The 19,815-nt window shown below is 68.2% G+C and carries 14 protein-coding genes and 1 pseudogene; 9 read left to right on the top strand and 6 right to left on the bottom strand.

What is annotated here, in order from left to right; translation table 11 throughout:
• Window positions 1-36: 36 nt before the first annotated feature.
• The gene (nirD, locus tag ACZ9J7_RS13550; protein WP_476210095.1) at window positions 37-417 is read right to left on the bottom strand and encodes a nitrite reductase small subunit NirD; all 381 of its coding nucleotides are present in this window, start codon (window positions 415-417) and stop codon (window positions 37-39) included.
• Between the two features lie 259 nt (window positions 418-676).
• On the opposite strand from nirD, the gene nirB reads away from it, so the two are divergent.
• The 6 genes and pseudogenes from nirB (at window position 677) to ACZ9J7_RS13520 (ending at window position 7,740) form a co-directional block, all read left to right on the top strand.
• Complete coding sequence (gene nirB, locus ACZ9J7_RS13545) at window positions 677-3,316, top strand: nitrite reductase large subunit NirB (protein WP_476210093.1); 2,640 nt, start codon at window positions 677-679, stop codon at window positions 3,314-3,316.
• A 2-nt stretch (window positions 3,317-3,318) separates the two neighbouring features.
• Window positions 3,319-4,350: a uroporphyrinogen-III C-methyltransferase gene (gene cobA / locus ACZ9J7_RS13540; RefSeq protein WP_476210092.1), complete on the top strand. Its 1,032-nt coding sequence runs from the start codon at window positions 3,319-3,321 to the stop codon at window positions 4,348-4,350.
• Between the two features lie 14 nt (window positions 4,351-4,364).
• On the top strand, window positions 4,365-5,513 hold the full coding sequence (locus ACZ9J7_RS13535) for a uroporphyrinogen-III synthase (protein WP_476210090.1): 1,149 nt from the start codon (window positions 4,365-4,367) through the stop codon (window positions 5,511-5,513).
• Between the two features lie 203 nt (window positions 5,514-5,716).
• Window positions 5,717-6,584: pseudogene (locus ACZ9J7_RS13530) on the top strand (FAD-dependent oxidoreductase).
• 120 nt (window positions 6,585-6,704) lie between these two features.
• Window positions 6,705-7,424, top strand: a complete 720-nt coding sequence (gene deoC, locus ACZ9J7_RS13525) for a deoxyribose-phosphate aldolase (RefSeq protein WP_476210088.1) — start codon at window positions 6,705-6,707, stop codon at window positions 7,422-7,424.
• Window positions 7,425-7,476: 52 nt separating this feature from the next.
• Window positions 7,477-7,740 (top strand): hypothetical protein, encoded by a 264-nt coding sequence (locus ACZ9J7_RS13520; RefSeq protein ID WP_141161127.1) that lies wholly within the window; start codon window positions 7,477-7,479, stop codon window positions 7,738-7,740.
• A gap of 80 nt (window positions 7,741-7,820) precedes the next feature.
• On the opposite strand, the gene ACZ9J7_RS13515 is transcribed toward ACZ9J7_RS13520, so the two are convergent.
• The gene (locus ACZ9J7_RS13515; protein WP_476210085.1) at window positions 7,821-8,633 is read right to left on the bottom strand and encodes a metal-dependent hydrolase; all 813 of its coding nucleotides are present in this window, start codon (window positions 8,631-8,633) and stop codon (window positions 7,821-7,823) included.
• 6 nt (window positions 8,634-8,639) lie between these two features.
• Window positions 8,640-12,296 (bottom strand): transcription-repair coupling factor, encoded by a 3,657-nt coding sequence (gene mfd / locus ACZ9J7_RS13510; RefSeq protein ID WP_476210083.1) that lies wholly within the window; start codon window positions 12,294-12,296, stop codon window positions 8,640-8,642.
• Window positions 12,297-12,531: 235 nt separating this feature from the next.
• Here mfd and ACZ9J7_RS13505 point away from each other — a divergent pair, with 235 nt between their 5' ends.
• Genes ACZ9J7_RS13505 through ACZ9J7_RS13495 form a run of 3 tightly spaced genes read left to right on the top strand, consistent with a single transcriptional unit; the run spans window position 12,532 to window position 14,803 of the window.
• Window positions 12,532-14,037, top strand: a complete 1,506-nt coding sequence (locus ACZ9J7_RS13505; RefSeq protein WP_476210081.1) for an SDR family oxidoreductase — start codon at window positions 12,532-12,534, stop codon at window positions 14,035-14,037.
• Window positions 14,038-14,080: 43 nt separating this feature from the next.
• Complete coding sequence (locus ACZ9J7_RS13500; RefSeq protein ID WP_476210079.1) at window positions 14,081-14,578, top strand: DUF2505 domain-containing protein; 498 nt, start codon at window positions 14,081-14,083, stop codon at window positions 14,576-14,578.
• Between the two features lie 3 nt (window positions 14,579-14,581).
• Complete coding sequence (locus ACZ9J7_RS13495; RefSeq protein WP_476210077.1) at window positions 14,582-14,803, top strand: SCO4848 family membrane protein; 222 nt, start codon at window positions 14,582-14,584, stop codon at window positions 14,801-14,803.
• Window positions 14,804-14,883: 80 nt separating this feature from the next.
• Here ACZ9J7_RS13495 and sufU read toward each other — a convergent pair whose 3' ends face one another.
• The 3 genes from sufU to ACZ9J7_RS13480 all read right to left on the bottom strand — a co-directional run bounded on the left by sufU (window position 14,884) and on the right by ACZ9J7_RS13480 (window position 19,780).
• Window positions 14,884-15,333 (bottom strand): Fe-S cluster assembly sulfur transfer protein SufU, encoded by a 450-nt coding sequence (gene sufU / locus ACZ9J7_RS13490; protein WP_476210075.1) that lies wholly within the window; start codon window positions 15,331-15,333, stop codon window positions 14,884-14,886.
• A gap of 23 nt (window positions 15,334-15,356) precedes the next feature.
• The gene (locus tag ACZ9J7_RS13485; protein WP_476210073.1) at window positions 15,357-16,682 is read right to left on the bottom strand and encodes a SufS family cysteine desulfurase; all 1,326 of its coding nucleotides are present in this window, start codon (window positions 16,680-16,682) and stop codon (window positions 15,357-15,359) included.
• 509 nt (window positions 16,683-17,191) lie between these two features.
• On the bottom strand, window positions 17,192-19,780 hold the full coding sequence (locus ACZ9J7_RS13480) for a LuxR C-terminal-related transcriptional regulator (protein ID WP_476210071.1): 2,589 nt from the start codon (window positions 19,778-19,780) through the stop codon (window positions 17,192-17,194).
• Window positions 19,781-19,815: the final 35 nt, after the last annotated feature.

Below are 19,815 nucleotides of genomic sequence, written 5' to 3'. Positions count from 1 at the left end.
CCCTTACTTTTTGTGTACTTATGGGTTGCCCCGGTGTCAGAGCTGCACCTCGACGACGCCGTCCCTGACGCGGGTGCCGAAGGCTGCCAGCCGCAGCCCCCGCGTGGTGAAGCATTCACCGGTTTCGAGGTCGTAGACCTCCTTGTGCAACGGCGAGGAGATGGTGGGGCGGGTCCCCTTGGAACCGAGGATGCCGCGGGCCATGACGTGGGCTCCCGTGGCCGGGTCCTGGTGCGCCACGGCGAAGACTTCGCTGGGGCCGGTGCGGAAGAGCGCCACCTGGCGGCCTGCCACCAGGGCTGCCTCACCCCATGCCGGTTCGAGGTCATCCACCATGCAGACACGGTGCCAGCCGGTCCCGAACCCGGCGGTGTCTGATTCGGCGGCGAGCGCCCCAAGTTCAAGTGTTGCCGTCATGTCCGGCTCCTTTCCCTGTGCCTGTTGTCCCTTGCAGTGGCAGCTTTTGCGGCCGTGTCCCACGCTAGGGTCCGGGTGTTTCAAGGGGGTGCGGTGAATGTGTCCGGGGCGTAAAAGAGACCTAACGCGGGCGGAAATGCGTTCGTGATGCAGAAGTTAAGTTGACGAAACAATTGGGAAACTGAGGCGAAACTGCCCCTTCCTAGGCTGGAGGCACAAGCTGCAGAGCACCGTCTGCGGCCCATGCGAAAGGCCCACAGTGACCGAACAGACTTCACGCACAGAGACACCGCGCCGCATCGTCGTCGCCGGCGGCGGCCCCGCGGCCCACCGTTTTGCGGACGCCATGCATGCCCGCGGCCTCGATGGCTGGCATGTCACGGTCCTCACTGAGGAAGCGCACCTCCCCTACGACCGGGTGGCACTCTCCAAAGCCCTCACCGATGCCGGCGTGGACCTCACCCTGGGCACCGCCTCCATGTGGGACCACGGGTCGCTGGCCCTGAAGACCGGCGAGCGCGTGGTGAAGATCAACCCGGAAGCAAAGAGCGTGGAAACCGCCGCCGGCCACCGCTACGAGTACGACCAGCTGGTGGTGGCCACGGGCTCGGACGCCGTGCGCCTGCCCATCCCCGGTGCCGAGTACGCCCACGTGTACCGGACGCTCGAGGACGTGTGGGCCATCAACAAGGCCATTGCCGGGCTCACCGAAAAGCTCGGCCGCAAAATCAACGCGGTGACCATCGGCGGCGGGCTCCTGGGCCTCGAGTCGGCCGCCGGCACCGAGCAGCTCGGCGCCACCCCCGTCGTCATCAACGGTGCGCCCTGGCTCATGAACACCCAGTTGGACGAGGGCGCCGGCCAGGCCCTGGGCCGGCTCATCGAGGCCAAGGGCTTCGAAGTCCACGGCGGCGTGTTCCCGTCCGAAATTGTGACGGACGACGACGGCCAGGTCACCGGAGTGCTCATGGCTGACGGCCGCGTCATCCCGGCGGACCTGGTGATTGTCGCCGTCGGCGTCAAACCCCGCGACGAACTCTTCCGCGCCGCCGACGGCGAAGACCAGCTCTTCAGCCTGGGCCCCCGCGGCGGGGTGGTCATCAACGATTACTGCGCCACCGAAGTACCCGGCATCTGGGCCATCGGCGAAGTGGCCAACTTCGGCGGCATGTGCCTTGGCCTGGTGGCCCCCGCGAACACCATGGCCGAGATCGTGGCCGACCGGCTCCACGGCGGCGACGCCACCTTCCCCGGCTTCGACACCGCCACCAAGCTCAAGCTCTCCGGCGTGGATGTTGCCAGCTTCGGCGATGCTTTCGCCAGGACCGAGCACGCCCTGGAAATCGTCTACGCCGACCCCGCCCGTGGGGTCTACCAGAAGATCGTCACCACCGATGACGCCAAAACCCTCCTGGGCGGCATCTTCGTCGGCGACGCATCGCCGTACATGAGCCTGCGCCCACTCCTGGGCCGCGAACTTCCGGCCGAGCCCGGCGCCTTCCTCTCCGCGGCGGGCGGCGGCGAAGCTCCGGAAACCGAGCTCCCCGACGACGCCACCCTCTGCTCCTGCAACAGCGTCACCGCGGGAACCATCAGGGACACCATCAACGGCTGTGGCGCCTGCGAGGGGAACGCCCCGGTCCAGGAGCTGGGCGAGCTGAAGGGCTGCACCCGTGCCGGCACCCAGTGCGGCTCCTGTGTGCCCATGCTGAAAAAGCTGCTGGAAACCGAGCTGACCAAGTCCGGCGTCGAGGTCTCCAAGGCCTTGTGCGAGCACATTGAACTGTCCCGCCAGGAACTCTTCGACGCCATCCGTGTCCTGGGACTGACCTCCTTCGAGGAGATCATGGCCAAGTACGGCACCGGCGCGGGCTGCGACATCTGCAAGCCCACCATTGCCAACATCCTGGCCAGCCAGAACAGCGCCTACGTCCTGGATGCGGGCCGCGGCACGCTGCAGGACACCAACGACCGCGCCCTGGCCAACATGCAGAAGGACGGCACCTACTCGGTGGTCCCCCGCATCGCCGGCGGCGAGATCACCCCGAAGAAACTCGGAGTCATCGCCGCCGTCGCGGAAAAATACAACCTGTACACCAAGATCACCGGCGGCCAGCGGATCGACATGTTCGGCGCCCGGCTGGAACAGCTCCCGGAGATCTGGAAGGAACTGGTGGACGCCGGCTTCGAATCCGGGCAGGCCTACGGCAAGAGCCTGCGCACGGTGAAGTCCTGCGTCGGGTCCACCTGGTGCCGTTTCGGCGTCCAGGACTCGGTGGCCATGGCCATCCAGCTGGAGCTGCGCTACCGCGGCCTGCGCAGCCCGCACAAACTCAAGATGGGCGTCTCCGGCTGCGCCCGCGAATGCGCCGAGGCCCGCGGCAAGGACGTGGGCGTCATCGCGACGGCGGACGGCTGGAACCTTTACGTCGGCGGCAACGGCGGTGCCACCCCGGCCCACGCCCAGCTGCTGGCCAAGGACCTGGACGACGAAACCCTGATCAAATACATCGACCGCTACTTCATGTACTACATCCGCACCGCCGACCGGCTGCAGCGCACCGCCCGCTGGCAGGAAGAGCTCGACGGCGGCATCAAGCACGTCGAAGACGTGGTGGTCAAGGACACCCTGGGCATCGCCGCCGATCTCGAGGCCGCCATGGCCAAGCACGTGGACACCTACATCGACGAGTGGGCCGACACCCTGAAGGACCCGGAACGCCTGCGCCGCTTCCGCTCCTTCGTCAACGCCCCGGACCAGAAGGACGATTCCATCACCTTCGTCCCCGACGAGCGCGGCCAAATGCGCCCCGCCACTGCAGAGGAAAAAGGCAAAGTTCTGATCGGCGCCTCCATCCCGGTCCGCACCGCCACGACCACCCCTGGAAACGAGGCATAACCATGCAGCTGAGCATCGACCTGGCCGGCCGGAACGTCCTGGTGGCCGGCACCACCACTGCCGCGCGGCAGGCGGTCCGCCGGTACCAGGCCGCGGGGGCCGTCGTCGACCGCCTCACCAGCCCGCACGACGCCCAGGGCACCCCGCTGCCGGAGCACCTGTTCCTGGTGGCCGCTGTCGAGGACGGGCAGCCCGGCTGGGCCGCACTCCTGGACCGCTGCCGGGAAGCCGGCATCCCGGTCGCTGCCGAGCCGGCGGCCGGCCCCGCCGGGCACGTCACCCTGGTGGGCGGCGGCCCGGGCACCGGTGACCTGCTCACCGTGGCTGCGGTCAAGGCGCTCCGGGATGCGGACGTCGTCTTCTATGACCGGTTGGCCCCGTACCAGGAGCTGCCGCTGCTGACCTCCGCGGATCTGGTGGACGTCGGGAAGAAGCCGGGCCACCACAAGGTCAGCCAGTCGGATATCGAGAAGCTGATGGTCGAAAGCGCCCTCGCCGGCAACAACGTGGTCCGCCTCAAGGGCGGTGACCCCTATGTCTTTGGCCGCGGCGGGGAGGAAGTGGCCGCCTGCGTGGCTGCAGGCGTCAAGGTCCACGTGGTATCCGGCGTGACCAGCGCCATCTCCGTGCCGGCAGCGGCAGGCATCCCGGTAACCCACCGGGAAGTCAGCCACATGTTCACGGTGGTTTCCGGGCATGCACCGCTCACCGAGGAGGAGCACCACCACCTTGCCGGGCTGGGCGGCACCATCGTGGTGCTGATGGGCATCGGCACCCTCCACCAGCTTGCGGCAGGGCTGCGCCGCGCCGGCATGCGCCCGGACATGCCCATGGCCGTGGTGGAACGCGGGTACCGGCCCGGCCAGCGCACCACCATCGCCGACCTGGGCACCATCACTTCTGCCGCGGCCGGCTGCAGCAACCCGGCCGTACTGGTCATCGGCGAGGTGGTGCGGGTGGCGGAGGCCAACCAGCAGCACGCCGGTGCGGCAGCGGACCTGGACAGGCTGGCGGCCTCGCTGCTGGGATCATGAAAGGATTGACCCCCATGACTGCACTTGCACCGGCCGAACCCACGCAGGCTGAAGAAGCTCCTGACGCCGCGGAGTCGCCGCTGGAGGGATTCCGCATCGGCGTCACCTCGGACCGGCGGTCCCGCGACCTGATCGAAGCCCTGGAACGGCGCGGCGCCGAAGTGCTGCATGCCCCTGCGCTGAAGATCGCCCCGGTCCAGGAGGACATGCGCCTTATCGAGGACACGCGGGCCATCATCGCCGCCAAGCCCGATCTCTGCATCGCCACCACCGCGTATGGCATGCGCCGCTGGTGCGAGGCCGCGGATTCCTTCGGAATCGGCGACGAACTGCTGGAAACGCTGGGCAGCTGCCGCATGTTCGTCCGTGGACCAAAGGCCCGCGGTGCGGTGCGCGCTGCCGGCCTTGCCGACGTCGGGATCAGCAGCGACGAAACCACCTCCACCCTGGTGGACATGCTGCTGGCTGAAGGGGTCCGGGGCAAGACCGTGGCGATGCAGCTGCACGGCTACACCGACGTCCGCCAGCTCGAGCGGCTGAGGATGTCCGGCGCCACGGTCCTGACCGTCACGCCCTACCGGTGGGTCAAGCCCGACGGCGAGGACCGGCTTCCGCGGCTCATCGACGCTGCCTGCACCGGGAACCTGGACGTCCTGACCTTCACGAGCGCCCCCGCCGTGGATGCCATGTGGAGCACGGCCCACGAGATGGGGCTCTACAAGCAGCTGGTGGAGAGCCTGAAACTGAACGTCACCACGGCCGTGGTGGGTCCCGTGACGGCCCAGCCCCTCCTGGACGCCGGGATAACGCCGCTCATCCCGGAGCGGTTCCGGATGGGTGCGCTGATCCGGCTGGTGTGCGAGCACCTGGCGCTGAACCACGTCCGGCGGCTGGATACCCGTTCCGGGAGCATCGAGCTGCGGGGCCGCAGCCTGCGCATCGACGGGCAGCAGGTGGAACTGGCGCCCGCTCCCCTGCTGCTCCTGCGTGCGCTGCTGGGCGCCGGCGGTGCGGTCCTGTCCCGTGAATCGCTGTCCGACCTGCTGGAACTGCGGGGCTCGGTGCACGCGCTGGACATGACCGTGAGCCGGCTGCGGTCCTCTCTGCCGGACGGCAAGCTGATCGAAACCGTGGTGAAGCGCGGGTACCGGATCCGCGTCTAGCTGCCCGGGCCCGGGCTTTTGTGTCGGCGGGCTGGTGAATGAGAGGTGCGTCACGGGTTCTGTTACCGGCCGGTAAATATTGGCGAACACGGGCCCGCTGAACAGCAACTGAGGGGAAACACTCCGGAAAAAAACGCGGGCCTACGCTGTGTTCCAACACGAAGTTCCGGCCGCTTACCGGCCGCCAGCGAAAGGGCCAGCACATGTCCGCTCCGGCATCCTCACTGTCCACCTCCACCGCCACCCGCATTGTCATTGCGGGCGCCGGCCCCGCGGCTCAGGCCCTTGTGGCGCAACTGGACCGCGCCCGGTTCACCGGGACCGTCACCGTGCTGAGCAACCGCGACGACACCCCCGACGAGCTGCTGGAGCTTGCCATGCTGCCCCAGGTGTCCGTGCGGTTTGGCCAGCCTGCCAGCCACATCGACCCCGCCAACCGCACGGTGGCAACTGTTGACGGCATGGAATTCGCCTACGACCACTTGGTTATCGCCACCGGATCGGCCCCCGTTGCGAGCCCGGTGGACGGTGCCGCGCAGTGCCTGAGCTATGCCACCATCGACGACGCACCAAGGGTCGCGAAGGGTGTGCAAAAGGTGGCCCGGGCGCTGGGGCGCCGTCCGGTGGGGGATCCTGGTGGGCACCGGCGCGGCAGCAGGGCAGGCCGAAGCCGTGCTGCGCGCCAAAGGTGTGCGGCCCATCCGCACCACTGCCCGCCCCGCCGCCATCATCCCCCCCGTCGTGTCCGGCCCATCCGCCCGGCAGGCCGCGTCCGCCGTCGTCTTCGAGGATGGCAGCAGCATGACCGGTGACCTGGTGGTGATGGCCGAGGAGCGGGTGTCGCGCGACGGCCTGGCCGCCAGCGCGGGGCTGCAGACGGCACCCGGGGGCGGCATCGTGATCAGCCGGGACTACCGCACGTCCGTCCAGGGGATCTGGGCGATCGGGGACGCGGCAGCGTTCGACGGCGTGCGGCTGGGGCTGCTGGTGGCGGCGGCTTCGGCGGCAGGCGCCTGCGCCACCCAGTTGCTGAGTGCCGCGGCGGAGGCGCCGGTCCTGCAGGCGGCCTGAGCGGCCACCCCCGCCTGCGGGCCTCCTGCGTGGGGCCTGCTGCGGCGCGGCCCGCTGTGACAAGATGGTTCCCGAAACCGAGTCAACGCCGGGCCCACAAGGCCCTCCGAGAGGACCATCATGAGCAACGAAGCCACCGTTCACGCAGGCACCGCCGATCCGGGCCGGTCCGCGGACATCGCCTCCTACGTCGACCACACGCTGCTCAAGCCCGAAGCCTCGGAAGCCGATGTGCTGAAGGTTTGCGCCGAAGCCGCCGAATACGGCTTCAAGTCGGTCTGCGTCAATCCGGTCTGGGTCAAGACGGTCACCACGGCACTTCGGGGTTCAGGCGTCCTCACCTGCTCCGTGGTGGGCTTCCCCCTCGGCGCCACCCCCACCGACGTGAAGTCATTCGAAGCCCGCGGCGCGGTCCTGGACGGCGCCGCGGAGGTGGACATGGTGATCAACATCGCTGCCGCACGGGCCGGGGACAAGGGCGCCCTCGTCGAGGACATCGCCGCGGTGGCCGAGACGGTCCACGCGGGCGGCGCCATCCTGAAAGTCATCATCGAAACAGCCCTCCTGACGGACGGGCAGAAGGTGCTCGCCTGCCAGGCGGCAGTAGAGGCCGGCGCCGACTTCGTGAAAACCTCCACGGGCTTCAACGGCGGGGGTGCCACGGTCGAGGATGTGGCCCTGATGCGCAAAACCGTGGGCCCGGAGGTGGGAGTCAAGGCCTCCGGCGGCGTACGGTCCCTGGCGGATGCTCAGGCTATGATTGCAGCAGGTGCAACACGAATTGGTGCCAGCTCCGGAATAGCCATCGTCAAGGGTGAACAAGGTTCAACCGCTTACTGACCTTGGCCGGAAGCCGCCACAGATCATGCCCTTTGGGGCCGAGGAGGAACACATGTCCAGCCAGATCAACGCGTCCAGCAGGGACACGGCGTCCAACAAGGAGACGGTCCGGACCCCGCAGAACGAAAACAACCTCGCCACCAGCGTGATCCTGTTCGTGGTCTGCTTCGCCCTGTTCCTCGGCGCCATCTACTCGCTGTCCTTCCTCACCCTGGACAACCCGTGGCCCATGGCCGTGTGCCTGCTCCTCTTCGCGCTGGCGTTCTGGCTTCCGCAGACCATCTTTGGCCGCTCGGACTCCGCCGGCGAGCACTAAAGGCTTTAGTCGCAGCACAGGAAGGGACCCCGGACACTGTCCGGGGTCCCTTCCTCACTTGGTGCCCTTGGTGCGGCCGGCTAGAACCAGAGCCTGATCCACGCCCCCGCGGCCGCCGCTACCCGGCCCCAGTGGTGCTGGGCGATGGCCCAGCCGGCCACTGACATTCCCACCATCGCGTACGCACTCACCGGGATCAGCACCAGCCATTCCCGCTTGGAACCGGCCCGGCCCAGCAGGGGGACGGACAGTGCACCGTTGGCACGCCAGACGCTCCGCAACAGGGGCAGCCGGCGCAGCATCTTCCGCGGCCGCACCACCAACGGCCACAGCAGCGGCACTCCCCCGGTAGTGATGAGGTCCCCGACGATGTGCACCACCACCCCGATCAGCATGGATGTGGGCAGCCACGTCCACTGTTCCGGTGCGTACGCGGTCACCAGGCCTGCCATGACCAGGGCGAAGATCCAGTTGGAGATGAAGCCGCTCTTGGGAAAGAGTTTCAGCGCCTTCGCCGCGATGTTGATCAGGAACATGCACAGCAGCCCGGCGCCGACGGACAGCCGTCCCCAGCCGGTGTCCACGTGGACCTGCGATGCCAGCCCGGCGAGGAACACGAAGAACGCCGCACCCAGGATGGAATGCGTGCCCTGCCGGTGGCCGCCGCTGGCGTTTTCAATGCCGCGGGCGATCACATTGGACAGCGGCGGCAGCGAATGGGCCACCGTGCTGGACCGGTGGTCCCAGTCGCAGACCAGCGCGGTGCCGGCCGTGGCCATGCCGCCGATAAGGATGCCGGTGGGATCCAGCGGGTACCAGCCCAGGGTGTACGGGCCGGTGGACGCAACAGCTACCCACGCCGCGGCTCCCGACGCGGCGTGGTGTCCTCCCATCAAGTGCTAACTCACCGCCAGCGGGGCGTCGGAGAAGATGTTCCGGATGACGCCGTTGGCCCATTCGAGGATCTCGGCATCCTGGAGGTCCCGGCCGCCGATCCGCGCCGTCTTGGGCTTGGGAATGAGGATGGCGTCCATGGCCGGCTTGGACTGCGATCCCGGATACATCCGGTTCAGCCGCATGGTCTTGGACTCCGGAAGCGATGCCGGGGAGAACTTGATGAAGTTGCCCTGCAGGGCCACGTCGGAGAGGCCGGCCTCCCGGGCGGCAACACGGAAACGCGCCACTTCCACCAGGTTCTGCGCGGGCAGCGGCAACTCGCCGTAGCGGTCCACCAGCTCGGCCTGGACCTCGTCGATGGACTCGTTGGTGAGGGCGGCGGCAAGCTTCCGGTAGGCCTCCAGGCGCAGCCGTTCGCCGGGAACGTAGTCGTGCGGCAGGTGCGCGTTGACCGGCAGCTCGATCTTCATTTCCGCAGCCTTCTCTTCGGCTTCGCCGCGGAAGTCGGCCACGGCCTCGCCCACCAGGCGGATATACAGGTCGAAGCCAACCCCCTGGATGTGGCCGGACTGCTCCCCGCCCAGCAGGTTGCCTGCGCCACGGATCTCCAGGTCCTTCATCGCCAGCTGCATGCCCGCGCCCAGCTCGTTGTGCGCCGCTACCGCCTTGAGCCGTTCCAGCGCCACCTCGCCCAGGGGTTTCTCTGATGGGTACAGGAAGTACGCGTAGGCGCGTTCCCGGCCACGGCCCACCCGGCCGCGGAGCTGGTGCAGCTGGGACAGCCCGTACTTGTCCGCGCCATCCACGATCAATGTGTTGGCGTTGGAGATGTCCAGCCCGGTCTCGATGATGGTGGTGCAGACCAGGACGTCGAAGCGCTTCTCCCAGAAGTCCACGATGATCTGTTCCAGCCGGCTCTCGGACATCTTGCCGTGCGCCACCTCCACCCTGGCTTCAGGTACCAGTTCGCGGATCTTCGCCGCCGTCCGTTCGATGGTCGAAACCCGGTTATGGACGAAGAACACCTGGCCCTCACGCATCAGCTCGCGGCGGATCGCGGCGGAGGTCTGCTTGTCCGTGTACGGGCCAACGTAGGTCAGCACCGGGTGGCGTTCCTCCGGTGGGGTGGCCAGGGTGGAAGTCTCCCGGATGCCGGTCAGGGACATCTCCAGGGTGCGGGGAATCGGGGTGGCGCTCATGGCCAGGACGTCCACGTTGGTGCGCATCTTCTTCAGCGCTTCCTTGTGTTCCACACCGAACCGCTGCTCCTCGTCCACGATCACCAGGCCCAGGTCCTTGAACTCGAAGTCCTTGGACAGCAGCCGGTGGGTGCCGATCACCACGTCCACGGCGCCGCTCTTGACGCCCTCGGCGGTCTCCTTGGACTCCTTGGCGGACTGGAACCTGGACAGCGGCTTGACCCGCAGGGGGAAACCGGAGAACCGTTCGGTGAAGGTCTCGTAGTGCTGCTGGGCCAGCAGCGTGGTGGGCACCAGCACTGCCACCTGCTTGCCGTCCTGCACGGCCTTGAACGCCGCCCGTACCGCGATCTCGGTCTTGCCGTAGCCCACGTCGCCGGACACCAGCCGGTCCATGGGGATCTCCCGCTCCATGTCCGCCTTGACCTCGTTGATGGTGGTCAGCTGGTCCGGCGTCTCCACGTAGGGGAAGGCTTCCTCCAGTTCGCGCTGCCAGGGGGTGTCGGGGCCGAAGGCGTGGCCGCGGGAGGCCATCCGGGCGGAGTACAGCCGGATCAGTTCACCGGCGATCTCCTTGACGGCCTTGCGCGCCTTGGACTTGGTGCTGGCCCAGTCCGCACCGCCCATCTTGCTCAGGACCGGGGTGTCGCCGCCAACGTAGCGGGTTACCTGGTCCAGCTGATCCGTGGGGACGAACAGGCGGTCGCCGGGGGCGCCGCGCTTGGCGGGCGCGTATTCGAGCACCAGGTATTCCCGGACGCCGTCGCCGCCGCCGGCCACCTTGCGCTGGATGAGTTCGACGAACCGGCCGATGCCGTGCTGTTCGTGGACCACGTGGTCCCCCGTCACCAGCTGCAGGGGGTCAACGGCGTTGCGCCGTTTGGAGGGCATCTTCCGCATGTCCTTGGTGGACCCGGCGGAGGTACGGCCCAGCAGGTCTGCTTCGGTGAGCAGGCCAAGTTTGAGCCCGTCCAGGACAAAACCGCGGCCGACGGCGGCGGTGGTCACTTCGATGATGCCCGCCTGGGGTTCGTGGTCCAGGCTGTCGACGCGGGCGCAGGGGATGTCGTTTTCGTGGAACAGCTCGGCCAGGCGCTGGGCGGGCCCAGGGCCCTCGGTGGCCACCACGATCCGCCACTGGTCCCGCACGTGCGAGCCGATGAAGTCCATCATCTCGGCGACGTCGCCCTGGTAGCCGCGGGGTTCACGGGCGTGCAGGTTCAGGACATCGATCTCGGGCAGCAGTTCCGCGTCCTGCGCCAGGGACGTGATGGACCACCAGGAGACGCCGTGCGCCAGGGCTGAGCCGCGGGTCTCGGCCAGCGACCGGAAGCTCGCCGAATGGAGCGCGGCCGACGCCTGCGAGCTGAGGTCCAAAGGTGCTGCCCCGCCGTCGGACGCGGTGGACCATGCCGCCTCGAGGAATTCCTCGTTGGTGGCGGCGAGGTCGTGGGCGCGGGTGCGCACCTTCTCCGGTTCGATCACCACGGCGATGGAGTCGGCCGGCAACTGGTCCACAAAGGGGACCATCGCGTCCACCAGTACCGGCGCCAGCGATTCCATGCCTTCCACCGCGATGCCGCCGGCGATCTTCTCCAGCATGTCCGCGGCAGCCGGAAGCTGGGATTTCAACGTCGCGGCGCGGGACATCACGGAGGGGGTAATGAGGATCTCGCGGCAGGGCGGGGCGTGCAGTTCCGTGGGGTGGTGGACGCCCGGGGCGGACAGCGAGCGCTGGTCGGCCACGGCGAACCAGCGCATTTGGTCAACCTCGTCGCCGAAGAACTCAACCCGGATGGGGTGGTCCTCCGTGGGCGGAAAGACGTCGATGATGCCGCCGCGGACCGCGAACTCGCCGCGGTGCGTGACCATGTCCACCCGGGCGTACGCGGCGTCGGCGAGGCTCTTCACCACGCTGGTGAACGGAACATCCTGGCCCACCTTCAGCGTGACGGGAACAAGGTCCCCAAGTCCGGCCACCACAGGCTGTACCACGGCGCGGACCGGCGCGACGACGACGCGCAGGCGGGCCGCCGTCGAACTTTCCGGATGTGCCAGGCGGCGCAGCACGGACAGCCGGCGCCCTACGGTGTCCGAACGTGGGGAAAGGCGCTCGTGCGGGAGGGTCTCCCAGCTGGGAAACTCCGCCACAGAATCCGCGGGCAGGTAGGCGCGCAGTGCTGCGGACAGATCCTCCGCTTCACGGCCGGTGGCGGTGACAGCGAGCACGACGCCGGGTTCGCGGCCGTCCGCGGACGCTGCCAGGCCGTCCGCCATCTCCGCCAGCAGCACGGGGCGCAGGCCGGCAGGAGCGCTGAGCTGGTAGTCCTGGCCGCGGACCTCGAAGCCCCTGGCGGCCTCCGCCCGGACGCGGGCGAACGTCTGGTCCGGTTCCAGGGCACGGCGCAGGCCATCCAGCGTGGGGACCGTGCCGGCGGGTGACTGGCCGGGAAGACTCATGGCAGAAGCTCCTGTGGTGTTCAGCGAAAGCAAGCAGGCAACGCGAAAACCCGAAATTCGCTGCGAATCCCGGGTACTTCCAGCCTACCGCGCAGGAACGGCGTGGCAGCACGGAACCATGCCCGCGGGAATGGATCTAGGCTGGCAATGTCGAGCGATTTCCGCAGCCTTTTCCGCAGCGCAGCCGTCCGCAGGGGCGGCCGCTGCGAATTCCAAGGGACGAACAGGAGCCAGCATGACCGCAATGAGTGCCACACCAACACCCAGGACCGTCCTCGTTACGGGCGCCACCGGCTACATCGGCGGCCGGCTTGTGCCCAAGCTGCTGGAAGCCGGCCACACGGTGAAGGTGCTGGTCCGCTCCCCCGACAAGATCGCCGGCGTCCCTTGGCGCGACAAGGTGGAGGTGGTGCAAAGCAGCCTCGACGACGGCGACGCCCTCCGGGAAGCGCTGGCCGGCGTCGACGTCTTCTACTACCTGGTCCACTCCATGGCGGCCGGGGCCGGGTTCGAAGCGAAGGAAAAGGCCATGGCCAGGACCGCCGCGGACGCTGCCACCGGCGCGGGAGTGCACCGGATTGTGTACCTGGGCGGCCTGCACCCGCAGGGGGTGGAACTTTCCACCCACATGCGCTCGCGCGAGGCCGTGGGAAAGGTCTTCCTGGACAGCCCGGTGGACGCCGTGGTGTTCCAGGCAGGGGTGGTGATCGGCTCCGGCTCCGCCTCCTTCGAGATGATCCGCCACCTCTCCGAAACGCTGCCGCTGATGCCGGCGCCCAGCTGGGTGCGCAACCGGATCGAAGCCATCGCCGTCCGCGACGTCCTCTACTACCTGGTTGCCGCCGCATCCCTGGAGGGGACCATCAACAGCACGTTCGATATTGGCTGCCGGCAGGTCCTGACCTACGCCAGGATGATGCAGGAATACTCTGCGGAAGCAGGCCTGCCCTACCGGGTGGTGCTGGCGCTGCCCATCCCTGCGCCCAAGCTGGCAGGCATCTGGGTGGCGCTGACCACGCCCATCCCGTGGTCCATGGCGGTCCCGCTGGTCCAGTCGCTCCAGCACGACGCAGTATCCAACGAGCACGATATCGACCAGTACATCCCGCAGCCCGACGGCGGCCTGACCCCGTACCGGACCGCGGTGGCACTGGCGCTGGGCAAGGAGCGGGACGGACAGGTGGAGACCACCTGGGCCAATGCCGGCGCGGATTCCGACCCCCTGCCCAGCGACCCGGAGTGGGCCGGACACAAGGTCTACATCGACGAGCGGACGTTCCACGGCGAGGTGGATCCGGCCCACGTGTGGACGGTCATCGAAGGCATTGGCGGGCGCAACGGCTGGTACTCGCTGCCGCTGGCGTGGCAGGTCCGCGGCTGGCTAGACAAGCTGACCGGCGGCGCCGGCCTGCTGCGCGGGCGCCGGCACCCCCACACCCTCGCCGCGGGCGAGGTGGTGGACTGGTGGCGGGTGGAGCGGATCGAGCGCGGCAGGCTGCTCCGGCTTCGCGCCGAAATGCGTGCCCCGGGACGTGCCTGGCTGGAGCTCTCCGTGGAACCGGACGGGACGGGCAGCCGCTACCGGCAGCGCGCCATCTTCTTCCCCAAGGGACTGAGCGGCAGGCTGTACTGGCTCGCCGTCCTGCCGTTCCACAGCCTGATCTTCCCGGCCATGGCCCGCAACATCACCACCACCGCCCGGAAACTGGCCGATGCGGAGCCCGCGGCCACCACCCCGTAGGATGTTGGAGGCTTAATCCGTTCCCCACGTCCCAGGAGGACCCATGGCGCTGAGCGCAACCACCACCCTTCCGCACCCCGTTGACAGCGTTGCCGCTGTGCTGGTGAACGAGGATTTCCAGCGCCACGTCAGCCAGCTGGTGGGCGGCAGCCTGGAATCATTCACCGTGGACGGCGACATCGCCGGGGCCTTCAACACCACCTCCGTGCGCACCCTGCCCACCACCAGGCTGCCCGAAATCGCCCGCAAATTCGTGGGTGAGCACCTCAAGGTGACCCAGGTGGAGAACTGGGAGGCACCCGCCGCGGACGGCTCCCGCCAGAGCAACATCTCGCTGAAGATCGCCGGCGCTCCCGTGGACGTCACCGCCGTCCAGCGGCTGGTGGCCGACGCCGGCGGAACCCGCGTGGAACTTGAGGGCGCCGTGAAGTCCTCCGTGCCGTTCCTCGGTGGCAAGATCGCCGACGCCGCCGAGCCCATGGTGGCCAAGGCGCTGAACCTGCAGGCCGCCCAGGCGCAGGCCTGGCTGGAAAGCCACTAGCCCGTGCAGCTTCCCGTCTTCGCCGCGCTGGTCCTCATTGTTGCCGGTGTCTGGTCGCTGGTGGTGTGGCCGCAGTTCCTGCGCCGCGTCATGAAGGATCCGCGCGCCCGTGATGCCGCCGGCAAGGCAACGAAGTTCCTGACCGTCCACGTGGTGCTGGTGGGCATCTCCATGGTGCTTGGACTGGCCACCGCCGTGATCGGGGTCCTCGGCCTGCTCGGCTGACCCGGCACCGCCCGTAGTGGCACGCAACAGCCCGGGCCTTCCTCCTGCTGGAGGAAGGCCCGGGCTGTTTGCTGTCGGGCTCAGGCCGCCTGGTTGAGCGCGTCCTCGGCCGCCACCCAGGAAATCATGGCGCACTTGACCCGGGCCGCGTAGCGGGCCACTCCCTCGAAGGCGGCGGCGTCCCCCAGCAGTTCGGGATCGGCGTGGACCTTGCCCCGGGAGCGCAGGACTTCCCGGAAGCTGTCGATGACTTCGTGGAGCTCGGCCACCGTCATGCCTTGGGCGAGGTCGGACAGGACAGATGCGGACGCCATGGAAATGGAGCAGCCGGCCCCGTCCCAGGCGATCTGGGCCACCTTTCCGTCCTGGACCGCAAGGCGGAGCGTGACCTCGTCCCCGCACACCGGGTTGAGCTGGTGGGACTGCCCGGTGGACGTGCCATCCGGCGCTTCCGTGGTGGCCAGGCCGCTGCCGTGGCGGGCCTTGGAGTGGTCAAGGATGATCTGCTGGTACAGCTGGTCAAGGCTCATGATGTCAACTTTCGTGTTCTCCGCTAGGCGCGGAAGTAGGCCCGGACGCCGGCCACGGCTTCGAGGAAGCGGTCCACGTCGTCGGTGGTGTTGTAGAGGTAGGCGCTGGCGCGGGTGGTGGCGGTCAGGCCGAGGCGCCGGTGCAGCGGCTGGGCGCAGTGGTGCCCCACGCGGACGGCAATGCCGCGGGAGTCCAGGAACTGGCCCACGTCGTGGGCATGGACACCTTCGACATCGAACGCGGCAAGGCCGATCCGTTCCTTGCCCGCGGCCGGGCCCAGGACCCTGATGCCCGGGATGCCTTCCAGGCCCGCCACCATGCGCTGGCCAAGGTCTGCCTCCCACCGGTGGATGCGGTCCAGCCCCGTTTCGGTCAGGTAGTTGGCGGCGGCCGCGAGCGCAACGGCCTGGGAAATGCGCTGGGTCCCGGCCTCGAAACGCTGGGGCGCCGGAAGGTACTCCGCCCGTTCCATGGTGACCGTTGTGATCATCGATCCGCCGGTGAGGAACGGCGGCAGGATGTCCAGGAGCTCCTGCCGGCCGTACAGCACCCCGATTCCGGTGGGTGCGAGCATCTTGTGGCCGGAGAAAACCGCGAAGTCCACGTCCAGCTCCTTGACGTCCAGGGGCAGGTGCGGCGCGGACTGGCAGGCGTCCAGGACCACCAGGGCGCCGGCGTCATGCCCCAGGGCCGTCAGCTCCTGCACCGGGTTGATAATGCCCAGAACGTTGGAGGCGTGGGTAAAGGCAAGGATCCTGGTGCGCGGGCCGATGATGTCTGCGGCCTGGTCCATGCGGAGGCTGCCGTCGTCCGCGATGGGAATGTAGCGGAGGGTGGCCCCGGTGCGGAATGCCAGTTCCTGCCAAGGAATCAGGTTGGCGTGGTGTTCCATTTCCGTCACCACGATCTCGTCGCCGGGCTTCAGCGCCAGTCCCTTCAGCGCTTGGTCTCCGCGGCCCTGGGCCGCCCAAAGCCCGGCATTGGACAGTGCGTAGGACAGGAGGTTCAAGCCCTCGGTGGCGTTCGACGTCCAGATGGTTTCCACGTAGTCGGCACCAATGAAGTCGGCCATGGTCTGCCGGGCATCCTCGAAGGCTTCGGTGGCCTCCACCGCGAGGTGGTGGGCGCCACGGTGAACGGCGGCGTTCCGCTGTTCGTAGAACTCCTGTTCGGCTTCGATGACGCTCAACGGGTTCTGCGACGTGGCCCCGGAGTCCAGGTAGACCAGCGGCTGCCCATTGACCAGTTGGTCAAGGACCGGGAAGTCGTTGCGGATGCGCAGTACCTCGGCGTTATCCATGGCAGGGACGGCACGTTCCAGCGTGGCTGGCGTTGATACTACGGCCAAAACGAACTCCTTGGGCTGCCAATGGCTGACACCCAATTGTCCCACACACGGCTGTGGCGGCCGCCCGGGAGGGGCAGCCGCCACCGCTGCCCCGGGCTTCAGCCGAGGGAGCAGAGGGCCGGCGACGGCTGGGGGGAGAGTCTTGGTCTCAGAAGACTCTGACGTCGCCGGCCCCGTCTAAGCCCGGCCCCTGCGGGCCGGAAGTTGAGTGGGCCTCAATGTCCTGTCGGCTGCTCCGCGGCGTCCAGCCGGCCGCTTCGCTTTGCCTCCTTAAGTAAATCCCGCGGCGGCCTTCCGTACACGAGTAGGCAGTACTCGAATCCACCGGGCAGTACTACCGGGGCGCCCTGCGGCTACGCGCCGATCCTTTATGGCGCGGGATCGCTTAGGGCAGCACTGGGTGACCGTCCCGGGAACGCCGGAGGCGGCGCGGAGCAGCGGTTGGGCAGGGCGGATTTAACCCGGCCGGGACATTACTTGGGCAGGGCCGGCTTAGCCCGGCCGGGATTTTACTTGGGCAGGGCCGACTCGAGCTCGTCGCGGCTCCGGACCCCAAGCTTGACGTAGGTCCGGTAGAGGTGGCCTTCCACCGTCCGGACGGAGACCATGAGCCGCTGGGCGATCTCCCGGTCGGTCAGGCCCTGCACCGCCAGCTCCACGATGTCCTGCTCACGCCGGGTCAGGCGGACGGCGGGCGCCGCAGCAATGAAGCGGCCTTCCCGGAACCGCTCACCCAGTTCGTGGTCGCACTTCTCCCGCTGGGCAACGGCCTGCCTGGAGCGGCGTCGTTCTCCGGCCTGCTCCAACACGGTGCTGGCACGGGCATAGGCTTCCCGGGCCAGGTTCACAAAGCCTGCCTCCTCCAGCGAGGCAGCCGTTGCCATGAGGGTATCGCCGTCTGCAGCCTCCCAGGCGGTGGCCAGGGTCAGCAGGGCTTCCGCCCACCGGCCTTCCACGCCACGGGCGGCTGACTGCACCATGGGCACCACCGAGGGATCCCCCAGGTCCCAGCACATGGCCAGGACTTCGAGCAGGTTGCCGGTGCGCGCGGAAGCCTCCGTGGTGGTCATCAGGGTCTGCAGTGCGGCCAGCCCCTTGCCGTCACGGGCAAGGTACTCGGCGGCGGCTGCCACGTAGGCTTCGGCGAGGAGATCGTGGGCGGGCCAGCCGGCTGCGGCGTCTTTGTGGTCCTGTTCCAGCCGCCGGGCCTGTTCGGCATCCCCAAGCCGGGCCGCTGAATAGAAGCCCAGTGCGGTACCAAACCGGTACAGCTGCAGGGGGTCGTTGAGCCTCAGCGCCTCCACGGCCGGCAGCAGGACCTGGTAGGCGCGCTCCATCCTCCCCTGGCGGAGCAGCGAATAGCCCTGGAGCAGCTGCAGGCTCCCGTTGAAGGTTGCTGCGCCCGGGCTGTTGGCCGCGGCGTAATGGTTGATCTCCCGCTCCGCCGACTCCCATTCGCCCAGGGCCAGGTAGTCGGAGACGAGCCTCCCGAGCACGAATTCAGGGAAGAAGAACAGGCTGCCTTCCAGCGGTGGCAGCTCCGAGGCTGCCAGCAGGGCGGCTTCGAGCCCCTCCACCGGACGCCCTGCGGAGGCAAGGGCATGGGCAAGGAGCCCCTCTGCCAAGGCCCGCAGCGGTTCCCCACCTGTTCCGGTGCGGCGCTTCCGCATCCCGTTGACGGCGTCCTCCAAAGCCTGGACATTCACGTCGGCGCCGAGTTGCAGGAGGTGCAGGAGCTCTTCCTGCCAGTTGTCTTCCCGGCCGGACAATGCTGAGTGTTTTTCGACGTCCTCTGCCACAACACCCACGGGACGGCCAGTGGCCTGGTGTGCCGAGACCCTGAGCATCAGGACGGCCGGTCCCTCGGTGTCCTCTGCCAACGGGAGCCAGCAAGCGTCCAGCAGAGCCGCTGCGTCCGCATAGGCGCCCTCGTTGTACAGCGCCCGGGCCTGTATGGCCTGGGCCAGCGGAACCAGCGGGGGGTGGTGGATGCGGGCGGCAATGGAACGCGCACTGTGGTTGCGGAACCGCAGCAGGGCCTCTTTCGCTGCCGCAAGCATTTCTTCGTCGCTCACCCGGATGCCACACTCCAGGGCCCATTCCACCGACCGCAGCCGGCCCTCCCCCTGCAGCAGGGTGGGGTTCTGGTGGGCCTTGACCTTTTCGAGCAGCTGGAGGCTGCGGGAGACGGAGACGGTGTTCCGGATGGCCCCGGCGAAAAGCCCGTTCCACATGGAAAGTTCAGCGGGGATACCGGGGGTTTCCACGATCATCTGCTGGTCCAGCAGGGAACGGACCACTGCTGCCCCGCTGATGTCCTCGATGACCTTTCGGCCCACCGGCCCGGCCAGGGCAATGAGCTTCAGGGCTTCCTGTTCCTCGGGCCCCCGCCGGAGATGGTCTTTGGCCACTACGGCCGCGAGCCGGGCACCGTCCGCGGGCAGTGCACCCAGCAGCATCCAGATTCCGTTGCTCTTGGCCAGCACGCCTGCTTCAGCGGCGTCATGGAGCAGGGCATCAAGCAACCGGGGGTTTCCCCCGGAAGCATTCCAGATGGCATCCACGGTGGCACCAGGCACTGTCCCGTCAAGGATGTGGGCCAGGACTTCTTCGATCTGTTCATGGTTGAGGGGACGGAGGTCCACGCGCTCGGCCAGGCCGTCGTACCAAAGCTGGTCCAGCGGCTGCGGCAGGCCCGGACGCGGACGGGCGGCGGCCACCACCGTTGCCCAACCAGCCGAAATCACCTCGGCGAGAACGCCCGCGGAGGCGTCATCCAGGTGGTGGGCGTCATCCACCGCCAGCAGGACCGGCGAGCTGCCGGCACCCTTGAGCTTCTCGAAATAGGACCACATGGAGCGGAGCACTGCCACGGGTGATACCGACTCTTCAGCGGTGAGGTCCCCCGTATAAGGGGTCAGGACCCCGAACGGCACCCCGGCCAGGGCAGAACTGGCATGGATGCGGAGGATGCTCATGGTCCCTGCGAGCCGCTCCGTTACGGCATCCGTTACGGCCGACTTTCCGATGCCCGGGCCGGCCATGATGAACACGGCCTGGTGGGTGCCGTTCCGGACCAGGTTGCAGATCCGCTCCACCGGCTCCCGGCGGCCGGTAAGGAGCCGGTGCGCAG

This window comes from Pseudarthrobacter sp. TE9888, from assembly GCF_056279345.1.
The sequence above is the reverse complement of the archived record's forward strand: the minus strand, read 5'-3'. Positions and strand labels throughout refer to the sequence as shown.

What these genes read in the sequence shown, in the direction of transcription:
- ACZ9J7_RS13515 (WP_476210085.1), bottom strand. Translation starts at nt 8,633, where the DNA reads ATGGGAGGACACCACGCCGCGTCGGGAGCCGCGGCGTGGGTAGCTGTT.
- ACZ9J7_RS13535 (WP_476210090.1), top strand. Translation starts at nt 4,365, where the DNA reads ATGACTGCACTTGCACCGGCCGAACCCACGCAGGCTGAAGAAGCTCCT.
- ACZ9J7_RS13520 (WP_141161127.1), top strand. Translation starts at nt 7,477, where the DNA reads ATGTCCAGCCAGATCAACGCGTCCAGCAGGGACACGGCGTCCAACAAG.
- ACZ9J7_RS13500 (WP_476210079.1), top strand. Translation starts at nt 14,081, where the DNA reads ATGGCGCTGAGCGCAACCACCACCCTTCCGCACCCCGTTGACAGCGTT.
- nirD (WP_476210095.1), bottom strand. Translation starts at nt 417, where the DNA reads ATGACGGCAACACTTGAACTTGGGGCGCTCGCCGCCGAATCAGACACC.
- ACZ9J7_RS13505 (WP_476210081.1), top strand. Translation starts at nt 12,532, where the DNA reads ATGACCGCAATGAGTGCCACACCAACACCCAGGACCGTCCTCGTTACG.
- sufU (WP_476210075.1), bottom strand. Translation starts at nt 15,333, where the DNA reads ATGAGCCTTGACCAGCTGTACCAGCAGATCATCCTTGACCACTCCAAG.
- mfd (WP_476210083.1), bottom strand. Translation starts at nt 12,296, where the DNA reads ATGAGTCTTCCCGGCCAGTCACCCGCCGGCACGGTCCCCACGCTGGAT.
- cobA (WP_476210092.1), top strand. Translation starts at nt 3,319, where the DNA reads ATGCAGCTGAGCATCGACCTGGCCGGCCGGAACGTCCTGGTGGCCGGC.
- deoC (WP_476210088.1), top strand. Translation starts at nt 6,705, where the DNA reads ATGAGCAACGAAGCCACCGTTCACGCAGGCACCGCCGATCCGGGCCGG.